At 73.1% G+C, this 12296-nt stretch carries 8 protein-coding genes; all 8 read left to right on the top strand.

Annotation, left to right across the window (positions count from 1 at the left end; all coding sequences use genetic code 11):
• Nucleotides 1-249 precede the first annotated feature (249 nt).
• Nucleotides 250-1158, top strand: a complete 909-nt coding sequence (locus tag Prum_RS01010; RefSeq protein ID WP_173073141.1) for a helix-turn-helix transcriptional regulator — start codon at nt 250-252, stop codon at nt 1156-1158.
• Between the two features lie 90 nt (nt 1159-1248).
• Nucleotides 1249-2898 (top strand): FAD-dependent monooxygenase, encoded by a 1650-nt coding sequence (locus Prum_RS01005; protein ID WP_246277559.1) that lies wholly within the window; start codon nt 1249-1251, stop codon nt 2896-2898.
• 42 nt (nt 2899-2940) lie between these two features.
• Nucleotides 2941-3552 carry a hypothetical protein gene (locus Prum_RS01000; RefSeq protein WP_173073139.1) on the top strand — a complete coding sequence of 204 codons (612 nt, stop codon included), beginning with the start codon at nt 2941-2943 and terminating at the stop codon, nt 3550-3552.
• Between the two features lie 198 nt (nt 3553-3750).
• On the top strand, nt 3751-4317 hold the full coding sequence (grpE, locus tag Prum_RS00995; RefSeq protein WP_173073137.1) for a nucleotide exchange factor GrpE: 567 nt from the start codon (nt 3751-3753) through the stop codon (nt 4315-4317).
• 8 nt (nt 4318-4325) lie between these two features.
• The gene (locus tag Prum_RS00990) at nt 4326-6008 is read left to right on the top strand and encodes an Hsp70 family protein (protein WP_173073135.1); all 1683 of its coding nucleotides are present in this window, start codon (nt 4326-4328) and stop codon (nt 6006-6008) included.
• 2 nt (nt 6009-6010) lie between these two features.
• Nucleotides 6011-8707 carry a SaeA-related protein gene (locus tag Prum_RS00985; protein ID WP_173073133.1) on the top strand — a complete coding sequence of 899 codons (2697 nt, stop codon included), beginning with the start codon at nt 6011-6013 and terminating at the stop codon, nt 8705-8707.
• Nucleotides 8707-9876, top strand: a complete 1170-nt coding sequence (locus tag Prum_RS00980; protein ID WP_173073131.1) for a zinc ribbon domain-containing protein — start codon at nt 8707-8709, stop codon at nt 9874-9876. The genes Prum_RS00985 and Prum_RS00980 overlap by 1 nt, the downstream gene beginning before the upstream one ends.
• A complete protein-coding gene (locus Prum_RS00975) occupies nt 9876-12281 on the top strand; it encodes a GTPase-associated protein 1-related protein (protein WP_173073129.1) in 2406 nt (801 codons plus the stop codon). Before Prum_RS00980 ends, Prum_RS00975 begins: the two co-directional genes overlap by 1 nt.
• The last annotated feature ends 15 nt before the right edge of the window (nt 12282-12296 follow it).

The raw sequence follows: 12296 nt of genomic DNA, 5'->3' as shown, positions 1-12296 counted from the left end.
GCCGACGCGGTGGCGCACGCCCGCCACGCCGTGCAGGTCGCGGACCGCGCCGGTGGCGCCGCGTTGCACCGGCACCCGCGCATCTGGTTGGGCGGCGCGCTCACCGCGGTGGACCGCTTCGCCGAGGCCGAGGAGGTCATCGCCGTCGGCCGGCACGAGGCGGACGAGCTGGGTACGGCGTGGTCGCAGCCGTTGTGGGCGTACTACAACGCCTCGCTGGCCACCGCGCGCGGCCGGTTGGACGACGCGGTGGCCGAGGCCGAGGCCGGCATCCGGATCGCGCAGCAGCTCAGCGCCTGGCAGCTGTGCCTGCCCCTGCTCGGCATGCTGACCAGGGTGGCCGTCGCCCGCGCCCAGATGCCGGTGGCCCGCGAGCACCTGCGCGCCATGCAGCGCCTGCTCGACGAGGGCATCACCTCCGCGCCCGAGGACGTGGGCTGGTCCTTCGCGGTGTTCCAGGCGGCGGACGGCCAGCCCGAGGCGGCGCTGGCCACCCTGGAGGAGATCCACCATGCCCTGCCGGGTCGCCTGCTGCTGTTCGCCAACGATCCCGGCGCGGCTGCCGACCTGGTGCGCGTCGCGCTGCGGGCGAAGGAGCCGGCGGTGGCCGGGGCGGCCGTCGACGCCGCACGCGCGCTGGCCGAGCTCAACCCGGCGGTGCCCTCGCTGCCCGCCGCGGCGGCCCACGCCGAAGGGCTGCTCAAACGCGACGCGGTCGCCCTGCGCGACGCCGTCGACCGCTACCGGGCCACCCCTCGCACGCTGGCCCGGATCAGCGCGATGGAGGACCTCGCGGTGGTCGAGCACGACGCGGGGCACCGCTCCGGCGCGGTCGAGCTGCTGGAGGACGCGGTCGCCGAGGCCACCACCTGCGGCGCGCGCCGGGCGGTGGAACGGATGGAGCGCAGGCTGCGCCGGTTCGGCGTACGCAGCCGGGTGAAGTCCTCGCCGGGCGGCGCGCCCGCGACCCCCCTCGGCGGCCTGACCGCCACCGAGCTGGCCATCACCCGCATGGTGGCGCAGGGCATGAGCAACCGCGAGATCGCCGAGAAGCGGGGCTGCTCGCCGCACACTGTGGACAGTCACCTGCGCAACATCTTCCAGAAGGTCGGCGTCAACAGCCGGGTCGCGTTGACCAACGCGCTACACGGAAAGTAGGCGTCGCCGCCCGGACACATGGCGTGAACACGCCATGTGGATTTGCCCCTCCCAGCGCATGCTGTCGGAGGTCCGGGAGGGGAGGACGGGTTGCCCGCGAAGACATTCAGCACGCCGGTGCTCGTGGTCGGTGCCGGGGCCGTGGGCGCGCTCCTCGCCCTGGAGCTGGCCCGCCATCAGGTGCCCAGCGTGGTGATCGAAAGGTCGGTCGCGCCGGCCGCGTACCCGAAGATGGACTGCTACCTCAGCGGGCGCAGCATGGAGCTGCTGCGGCGGCTGGGCCTCGCCGGCGCAATCCGGGAGGGCGGCGTCGACCCGGAGCACTCGACCGACCTGCTGTGGGCGCAGGACCTCGGGCAGCCCCCCGTGCTGGTCTGGCACCACCCGTCGGTCAACCAGATGCGGCAGCGGTACGCCGCGGTGAACGACGGCTCCGCGCCGGCCGAGCCGTACCAGCGGGTTCCCGGATCGCTGCTCGAAGCCCTCACCCGGGACGCGGCCCGCCGCCATCCGCTCATCGACGTGCGGGAGGGGTGGACCTTCGCCGACCTGGCGTCCGAGGCGGGCGGCGTGGCCGCGACCGTGGTGGATCCGGGCACCGGCACGCGGCACGTCATCGAGGCCCGCTACCTGGCGGCGTGCGACGGTGCCGGCAGCACGGTGCGCCGGTGTCTGGAGATCCCGTTCGACGAGTGGAGCACCCCCACCGAGCACCTGTCGGTGCACTTCAAGAGCGCCGATCCGGTGTTGCGCCGGCACGGGCGGGCCTTCATCACGATCGTCGCGCGGGGCCTGACGCTCGTCTCCCACGACGAGCGGGACACCTGGATCGGCATCGTCCGGGCGCCCGTCGACGAGCCGTTGACCACCGACCCGATGGGTCTGGTGCAGGAACGGCTGGGCGTCGACCTGGCGGTGGACGAGGTGCTCGGCGCGACCCGGTGGGTGGGCTCGCTGGCGATCGCGCGGACGTACGGCAAGGGCTCGGCGTACCTGGTCGGGGACGCGGCCCACCGGTTCTACCCGGTGGGCGGGCACGCGGTGAACACCGGCATCGCCGACGCCGTCGACCTGGGCTGGAAGCTGGCCGCGCTGGTGTCCGGCTGGGGCGGGGCGCGGCTGCTGGACAGCTACGAGGCCGAGCGGCGCCCGGTCGCGCTGTTCAACCGCGAGCTGTGCGCCGGCCTGGTCGAGGTGTGGCGGCGGTTCGAGCGGCTGGCCGCGGCCGGCGTCTCCCGCGAGCACCTGGCCGGCATCCTGGAGCAGGACGTCCACCAGATCGACAACCTCGGTGTCCATTTCGGACAGCGCTATGCGGACTCGCCGGTCATCTGGCACGAGCGGGGCGACGCGCCGAGCTGGCACTGGGAGCGCATCACCCCGACCACGTGGCCCGGCACCCGGGCTCCGGCGGTGCGACTGCGGGGTGGCGGGGAGCTCTTCGACCGGCTCGGTGCCGCGTTCACCCTGGTCGACCTGTCCGGCCGGGGCATGGGCGCGCCGCTGGTGCGGGAGGCGAACGGGCGCGGGATCCCGATGACCAACCTGGTCGTCGACGACCTCGCGGTCCGCGCCTGTTGGGAACGCGACCTGGTGCTGGTCCGGCCCGACCAGCACGTGGCGTGGCGCGACGACAGCCCGCCGGCCGACTGGGGCACGGTTCTCGATCGGGTGACCGGACAAGAGCCCACGCGAACACGCCATGTGCCCGCCCTCCTGGCCGGCCAGACTCGCGCCTAGATCCCGGAACGGGAGCGCACAACGGCGGGAGGGGTGGGCGGGGTGTCGGTGGGTCTGCGTGGCTCCGGCCTGGACGGGACGGTCACGGCGCGATGGCGTCGCCGGCTGGCCGGCACGAATCCAGAGGAGAAGCGGCACTGGCGTACCAAAACCGCGTACTACGCGGCGGTGAGCCGCCTCCTCGCCGCGGGTACGCCGCAACTCGGCTGGTCGGAGGTCGCCCTGGCGGTCGAGCCGCGCGGCAGCCGCAGCACGTTCTACGAGGTGACCGGGGCGCACGCCAAGCACCCGTTGATCAATGACCTCATCGTCGACGACAACCTCGACGCGCTGCAGCTGGCCCTCTACTACCGGCGGTCCTGCGCGATCGACCAGCTCATCGACGAGACCAAGGTGTGGACCTACTGGCCACACCGGGAGTGCCTGTCGCTGCGCTGCCGGATCGAAGACCTGGACGCGTCGGCCTCGGTCGACCTGCTGCTGTCGACCGTCGCGGAGTGGGCGCGGCGCAACGCGGGCGTGGCGTCCGCCCTGGACTACGCGCCGCCGCTCTGCGCGGTGGAGGACCTGCTGGTGATCCGGCCGGGCCAGTTCTCCGCCGTCCACGCGGTGGGCACCTTGACCCGCACGGTGCGGGAGGCACTGTGCGGATGACCAAACGGCGGTACGCCATGGCCGATCGGGCTTCCCGTTCCAGGGTCGTCCACTGTTCCGGAATCGGAAGTCAAATGGGCAATCGGCGTCAGTTGATCAGATAAGAGCGTGCCGCGGCTATGGACCGCTCCCAGAGCGGAGCCTACGGTGCGAACCACATTCGCTTGCAATGCCGTCTGTCGTGGGGAGCGTGAGGGCGTGCTGGAGGAGGTTGACTCCACTGTGGTGGATCCGGTGGTTGAGCGCCTGGACGCCCTGACCGGGTCCGTGGAGGACATGCGGCGGGACATGGCGGCCAGCCGCGACCGGGCAGCCGCCCAGGAACGGGTGATCGAGCGCCTGCACGAGGAGAACGAGCGGCTGCGCTCCGGCGAGCGGATGCTGTTGCTCCGGCCCGTCCTCACGGATCTGCTGAGGCTGCGAAACGACCTGCTGCGGCAGGCCGGCACCCTGCCCGAGGAGATGTCCATCGCGCAGACGGCCGAACTGCTGGAGTCGTTCGCGTACTCCGTCGAGATGGCGCTGAGCCGCTGCGGCGTCGAGGTGGTGCGACCGGAGGTCGGCACGGCGTTCGACCCGGCCGGGCAGCGGGCCACCCGGGTGGTGGCGGCGCCGTCGCCGCAGCTCGACGGGACGGTCGCCGGCGTGCTCGGCGACGGATACCTGGACACCGTCACGAACCGCGCGCTCGCCGCGGCGACCGTCCTGGTCCAGCGGTGGACGGAACCCACCATCGTCGAGGCCCCCGCCGGGCCGTCCAACTAGGAGGAAGAATGTCGGAGGAGTCCGTCACGTACTTCGGGATCGACCTGGGCACCACCTATTCGGTGATCTCCTATGTGGATACCCACGGCCTGCCGACGGTCGTGCGCGACGAGATGGCGGCCGCGGGCACCACGCCGTCCGCGGTCTTTTTCGAGAGCACCGACAGCATCGTGGTGGGGGCCAGCGCGAAGAACGTCGCGAAGCTCTTCCCCGACCGCGTGGTGCAGCGGGTGAAGCGCGAGATGGGCGGCACCCGGCAGTGGGAGTTCGACGGCAAGACGTACACCGCCGAGTCGATCTCCGCGCTGATCCTCAAGCAGCTCGCCCAGCACGCGGAGCAGGAGACCGGCCAGGCGGTGCGGCAGGTGGTCATCACCGTGCCGGCGTACTTCGGCATGCTGGAGCGCGACGCCACCCGCAACGCCGGCCGGATCGCGGGGCTGGACGTCATCGGGATCGTGCCGGAGCCGGTCGCCGCCGCCCTGCAGTACGAGGTGAAGAGCGCCGACGGCGACAAGACCGTGCTCGTGTACGACCTCGGCGGCGGCACCTTCGACACGACCGTCATCCGGATCGCGGCGGACACCATCGACGTGCTGTGCACCGACGGCAACCAGGAGCTGGGCGGCACCGACTGGGACGACCGACTGGTCAAGCACCTCGTCGACGAGTTCGTGGCCAAGGCGTCGCCGACCCAGGACCCGGTGGACGACGAGCACTTCATGCAGGAGCTCCAGCTGACGGCCGAGGACCTCAAGCGGCAGCTGTCGCAAGTGGAGTCCCGGTCGGTCCCGCTGCGGTTCGCCGGCGGCTCCGCGATGATCGAGGTGACCCGCGCGACGTTCGAGCAGATCACCCAGGACCTGCTCGACGACACGCTGCACTACGTGGACCGCACGCTGGAGAAGCTGGCCGGGAAGCTCGGCGTCGCCGACCCGGCCCGGCACATCGACGAGGTGCTGCTGGTCGGCGGCTCCGCGAAGATGCCGGCGGTCAAGGCCCGGCTGGCGGAGAAGTACGGCTGGGAGCCGAAGATCCACGACCCCGACCTCTCGGTGGCCAAGGGCGCGGCCCGGTTCGCGCTCAGCCGGGCGCTGTGGGACTGGGACTCGGGCGACAGCGGCGCCACCCCGCCGACGGCCGCGGAGCAGCAGGCCCGCGTCTACGAGCTGGCGAAGCGGACCAACGTGAGACCGGAGGCGCTGGCCGACCTCGCCGCGAAGCAGATCACTAACGTGCTGCCCAAGGCGTTCGGCATCAAGCTCGTCGACACCGACAAGCCGGGCTGGCAGGCCGACCCGGACGCGGCCAGCTACATCGAGCACCTGGTGCACGCCGACGAGTCGTTGCCCAGCGGCCCGCATGTGCTCAACGCCGGCACCGTGGTGCCGAACCAGCGCGAGGTCGAGGTGAAGATCTACGAGCAGGCCGGCGCGACGGAGAGCCGCGAGCTGTCCGCCAACAAGCTGGTCGACCACGACAAGGGCATCATCTCCGGCCTGCCGCCGCTGCCCGCGGGCGCCCCGATCGACGTCGCCATGACGATCAACAGCGAAGGGCTGCTGACGGTCACCGCGACGGAGCCGGTCACCGAGAAGAAGCTGACCATCAACGTCCGGGTCAGCGTGCTGAGCGAGCAGGAGGTGCTGGACGCGCAGCAGCTGGTGTCCGGCCTCGCCGTGCGGGCCTAGGCATGGCGTTCGACCCGGCCCGGTACGAGGAGGAGGTCGTCAAGCCGCTGCGCGGCCACCGCGGCCGGCTGCCCACCGGTGACCTCGCCCGCCGGTACGCCGTCGAGTCGGGGATGAGCCGGGAGCAGCTCAAGGAGCACCTGCGCCGGGTCCGGACGTACTGGAACCAGCGGTCCGGCGCCCGCGACAGCCGGGGGCAGGTCTGCAAGCTGCTGCTCGCCGCCGACGAGGAGCTTCGGCGTACGGCGGGGGAGAAGCTGCACGACCCGGACTGGTGGCGGGCCCAGCAGCAGCAGTGGCAACAGCGCACCCGCACGGTGGTCGACCAGCTCGCCGCCGACCTCGCCAAGGCGTACCAGGCGCTCGGCCAGATCACCCGGGCGCAGTTGGGGGCGGTCGCGGCGCACTTCGCCGGGCTGGACCAGGCACACATCGACGAGGCGGTCCGGCAGGCCGGGCTGCGGGTGGTGGAGGCCGTCGAGCTGCCCCGCACCAGCGGGCTGAACCGCACCGCGTACAAGGATCTGACCGACCGGCTCTCCGAGCTCGACCTGCCCACCATCGTCCCGCTCCTGCACCCCGGGCTGGACAAGCCGTTCACCCTGGTGCAGGCGTTCACCGTGCCGGGCGGCCCGCGGCTGACCCTGGACCGGGCGACGGTGGTCGCCGCGATCGAGGCGGCCGAGACGACGGCCGACTCGCCGGCGCTGCGCGCCCGCAAGGCGGCCCTGAAGGTGCTGCGCACGGGCCTTTCCGGCGGCGCGGACCTGCGGCAGGTGGCCCTGTTCCAGGTGGTCGAACAGGTCGCGGACGGGCGGGCCCAGGGGGTCGCCGACCTGCTGCTGAGCCGGCGCGCGGTCGAGCTGGGGCTGGACCGGCAGGACGCCGAGCTGCTGGTGGCGAGCCTGCCCTCGGGCGGCGGCGGCCCGCGGGACGCGGGCACGCAGATCCGCGACCTGCTGCAGGAGGGCCGGCTGCGGGAGGCGCAGCGGGCGCTGGCCGCGCTGCCGGTCACCGATCCGCAGCACGACGAGGTGAAGGCGCTGGTCGAGGCGGCGCACGCCACGGTGGAGGGACTGATACAGCAGGCCGCGCAGGCCGTGCGCGACCACCGCGAGGAGGACGCCGAGCGCCGGCTGCGCGAGGCCACCCGGATCGCGGGCGACGACGAGGACCTGGCCGCCCGGCTCGCCCGCCTGCCGCTGCCGCCGCCGCGGGAGCCGTCCGCGGTCGAGGACGCCGACGGCAGCGTACGGCTGGCGTGGAAGGCGCCCGACTCCGGCGCGGCCGAGGTGCACTACCAGGTCGTGCGCACCGAAGGGCGGGTGGCCACGGCCGCGGACGACGGCACCCCGGTCGCCGCCACCAAGGACACCGGCGCCGTCGACCGCCGCCCGCCGGTCGCCCGCCAGCTCTGGTACGCCGTCTTCGCCCGCGCCGGCGACGGGAGCTGGTCCCGGCCGGCGACCACCTCGGTCCTGGTCACGCCCGGGCTCAGCGCCGTCAAGGTGCGTGCCCACACCGACCACGTCGTCGGCTCGTGGACCCGGCATCCCGGCGTCGTCGCGGTGCGGGTACGGCGTACCGCCGACCGGCCGCCGCGGCGCCCGGAGGAGGGCGTCGCCGTCCGCGCCGACGCGGAGTCGTTCACCGACCGCGACGTCGAGCAGGGGCGGGAGTACTACTACAGCCTCGTCGCGCTCTACCACGGCGAGCGCCAGGTGGAGGTCGCGGCGCCGATGGTGGTGGCGTCCGCGTCGCCGCGCGCGCCGGCGCGCCCGGTGGAGGCGCTCACCGTGACGCCGGTCAGCGTCGACGGCGACAGCGTCCGGATCCGGATCGCCTGGCCGACCGTCGACGGTGGACAGACCCGGATCCGGTACGGCGAGCGCGCTCCGGCCTGGGCGGCGGGCAGCACCGTACCGGTGGCCGACATGGAGGCGTACGGCCGCGAGGTGGCCGGCCCGCGGCGCGCGGACGGCGCCGAGACCGTGCTGGAGGCCGAGGTCGCCGCCGGGCATCACGCGTACGTCCCGTTCACGATCGGCGGCACCGGCGCGGTGGTCGGGCGCGTGGTGATGATGGGCGTGACCGAGCCGGTCCGGCAGCTCACCGTGCGGCGCATCGGCGCCGAGGCGGTGGTGTCGTGGGTGTGGCCGGCCGAGGTGAGCCTGGTGGAGGTGGCCTGGAAGACGCCCGAACGCAGCACTGACCTGCGCCGGATCACCAAGGCCCAGTACGTCAGCGCCGGCGGTTGCCGGCTGCCCGTACAGGCCGGCGGCGGCATCGCCCGGGTGACCGCGGTCGTCGTCGGGGCATCCGGGGAGGCGTCCTCGCCGCCCGTGGTGGTGAGCGTCGACGGGCGCTCGGCGGCGCTGTCGTACGAGATCCAGCGCCAGCCCGGCGTCCTGGCCAAGCTGTCCCGGCAGCGGACGCTGTCGGTCCGGGTGGACGCGGACTGCGCCGACGTGGAGCTGGTCGTCGTGGCCGCTCCGGGCCTGGTGATGCCGCTGCGGCCGGACCAGGGCACGGAGGTCAACAGGTACGCCGGGCTCGCGCTCGTCCGCGATCTGTCGCTGACGCTGCCCATCGCGATCCCCCCGGACCTGCGGCGCCCGTACTGGCTGCGCTGCTTCGTCGTGCATCCGCCGCATGTGAGCGTCGTCGACCCGCCGATCGACAACCTGAAGGTGACGTGATGAACCCCCTCGCCCGACGGGTCTCCTGCCCGTACTGCTATCACCGGATCGACGGCCGCCGCCTGTGGTACCAGTGCACCGGCCGCGGCTCGCCGGGCAAGGCGGGCTGCACGCCGGTGCCGGATCCGGAGCGCGAGCGGGAGACGGGCGTCTTCGAGCCGTCCCGGCCGGCGTTCGCGCCGCCCGGCCGCGGCCCGTTCTCCCCGGCCAAGGCCAGCTGCGCGACGTGCGGGTCGGAGACCGGGATCCGGGTCTGCCCGTGCTGCCACACCCCGCTGTCGACCAACTTCGGCGGCTCGGCCAGCCCGCTCATCGCGATGGTGGGTGCCAAGGGCACCGGCAAGACGGTGTACCTGCATGTGCTGGCCCACGAGTTGCTCAACGGGACGCGCCGGCGGTTCGACGCCGACGTCCGCGCCTCCAGCGGATCCGCCAAGATCGACGTTTCGTCGGTCATGAACGACCGGGCGCTCTTCGCGCAGACCGCCCAGGCGATCGGCGGCCGGCGCGACCCCTTCGTGTTCGAGTGGCGCCGGCCCCGGCGGGTGACCGGGTACGAGACCACCTACCTGTCGTTCTACGACACCGCCGGCGAGGATCTGACCAACATCGGCACCACGCACGACCTGGCATATCTGGGCGCGGCTGACGCGCTGATCCTGCTGCTCGACCCGTTCATGATCCCGCACGCCCGCGACCAGATCAGCCTCCCGGACACGGCCGTGGGCACGAAAGAGTCCACTGTGGACGTCGTCAACCGGGTCACCGAGACCCTGCGAGCCGCCCACGGCATCCGATCGAGCCGGAACATCAAGCTCCCGATCGCCGTCGCGTTCGCCAAGATCGACGCCTTCTTCGACCTGCTCGGGCCGGACCACCCGCTGGTACGCCAGCCGGCCCACCCCTCGGCGCAGTACGACGACGTCGCCGGGCAGGCCACCCACGAGCACGTCCGGGCGCTGCTGCACAGCTGGGAGGCCGACGACATCGACGCCCACCTGCGCTACAACTACGCGAACTTCCGCTATTTCGCGGTCTCGTCGCTGGGTGCGGCGCCCGACTACGACGCCCGAGCCGTCCACGTCAACGGCGTGCAGCCCTTCCGGGTGGACGAGCCGCTGGTCTGGCTGCTCAGCCAGTTCGGTGTGGTGCGCCGCGGAGGAGCCTGATGAGCGACCCGACCGAGCCCGGCTTCGCCACGTTCATCTACACCGATTGCCGTCCGGGCCAGGGCCTGAACAGGTCGGCCGGCCTCCAGTTCCAGGCCCGCTCCCGGGACGCCGACCAGGCGGCCATGCCCGTCGTCCAGCGCAGCCTGCTGTACGAGGCGCCGGACAAATGGATGCGCGAGCGGCGGCCTGTCGAGGCGTACCCGCCCTCGTTCGCGCACGTCTGGGACGGCTGGCTCGCCACCGCCGCCGGCCGCTACCTGGGCAAGGAGGCGAACGGCAGCCGCGAGGGCAACCAGCTCACGCACAGCATCGTCACCCGCGAGCCGGCCGCGTACGGCCTGATCCGCCCGGCCCAGCTCTTCCGGGCCCCGTTCTGGACCGGCGAACCGGCTGCCAGCACCGACTGCCCGCCCGTCCCGGCCGGCTGGGAGCCCGGCCCGTTCGACGCCGAGCAGGCGCAGAAGTTCGTCCTGGACACCCCGGACGGCCCGGCGTTGCTGCTCGCCCTGCTGTCCGCCCTGGAACGCCTGGACACGCCGCAGAAGCGGCGGATCCTCTTCGTGGCCACCGAGCCGGAGCCGGTGCTGCGCTGGATCGCCGCCGCCACCCTCCTGCTGCCGCAGCGCCGGGCCCTGGCAGTCGGCTTCAAGGTGTTCACGCCCGATCCGGCGCGGGCCGTCCAGCCGGTCGTCGCGGTGCACCCGGACTGGGACGCCACCACCGCCCGGGTCGGCAACGACCTCGGGTACGCGGTGTTCGACCTCGTCAACGGGGGCTGCAGCGAGGTGGAGCCGACCCCCAGCGCGCGGCGCTGGGTGGAGCTGTTCTGCACGCTGGACCCGTTCGACGTGGTCGACGTGATCGAGGTCGCGGCGGAGTCCACACTGGACGACCAGGACGCCGCCATGCTCGGCCGCACCGCGATCCTGCGCGAGCGCCCGACCGAGCAGTCCGCCCGGACCCTGCTGGGATGGCTGCGCGACACCCCGCGCGACCTGCTGGCCGCGCACCGGGGCACGATCGTCGACCTGCTCGCGGAGGGCGTCGACCAGTGGCCCTTGGATGTGCTGCTGCTGTTCGACGAGGTGTCCCGCTCCGGGCAGGTGCCCGAGGACCGGATGGCACCCGTGCGGCTGGCCCTGATCCGGGCCGAACTGCACCGCGCCCACCGGCACGCCGAGGTGACCGACGTCGCCCTGCCCGCGCTGCCGGACCACCTGTGGCACCCGGCGTATCGGGACGCGGCGCAGGCCAGCGTCATCGAGGCGCTGAGCACCGCGCGGCCGGCGGCGTTCGACGCGATCCTGCGGGTCGCCGCCCGGTTCGACCTGCCGGTACGCGTCGGCGACATCGCCGAGCCCGCCCACCGGTTCGTCCTGCACTGGGCGGACCACCCGGACCTGGGGTACGACGTGACCGCCTGGCCGTGCGGGCAGGAGCTGGACGACCTGCTCGCCGACGAGCTGAGCGGCCGCATCGCCGCCAAGCCGACGCTGAGCCCGGTGATCGGCGACGACTGGTGGCGCGGCCGGGTCAAGCACCTGCCGGGCCCGCACACCCACCTGGACCGGGCCGTCGCCGCCGCGTCGATGGTGCACATGAGCGAAGCCAAGCGCCGCCAGCTCGCCGACTATCTGATCCGGGACGCGCTGGGCCGGCCGAACCCGGAGCAGGCGGTGGGCGACGTGGTGTCGCTGCTGTGGTCCCGGGCCACGCCGACGTACGGCGAGCTGCGCGACCTGCGTTCGGTGCTCCCCGAGCGGGCGCCCGTCGACCCCCGGGTCTTCGTGGTGCTGCGGCACGACCTGGAAAGCGGTGAGCTGACGGACGACGCGCTCGCCCTCGCGCGGGCGTTCGTGGAGCTGGGCGTGTGGCTACCGAGCCGGGGCGTGACGGAGATGCTGTCCGCCGACCGGACGCTGCAGCGCCTGCGGGACGAGGCGGTCAAGCGCACGCTCACCGAGCAGCCCCCGTCGAACTTCACCGACAAGCTCAAGCAGCTGCCGGCGCGGCTGATCGCGCTGCGCGCCGACGAACTGGTGGGGGCGATGCTGCGCACCGAGTCGCCGCGCACCGTCCTGGCGGCGCTGGAGGCGGTTTCGATCGAGATCGGCGAGGCGTACCTCCGGCGGCTGCGGCACGAGCTGCGCGAGGCCGGCTCACTGTCCCACCTGACGACGGCGTTCTTCCTGGGCGTGAACTCGCAGATCGGCGAGTCCTACCGCAAGTCGCTCCTGCTGGTTGTCGAGCGCTGGGTCAACGACGCGTCGAACAAGCTGCTCAAGCGGGCCGAGGAGCGGATCGACGCGGTGAGCAAGGACTACGGCAGGGTGTGGCGGGACTTCGTATCCGACTTCCGGCGCGGCCCGGCGGGGCGGATGATGCGCCGCCTCGGCGGCTGACCCCGATCGTCCAGA

It is taken from the genome of Phytohabitans rumicis, assembly GCF_011764445.1.
GTDB classification, from domain to species: Bacteria; Actinomycetota; Actinomycetes; order Mycobacteriales; family Micromonosporaceae; genus Phytohabitans; species Phytohabitans rumicis.
The sequence above is the reverse complement of the archived record's forward strand: the minus strand, read 5'-3'. Positions and strand labels throughout refer to the sequence as shown.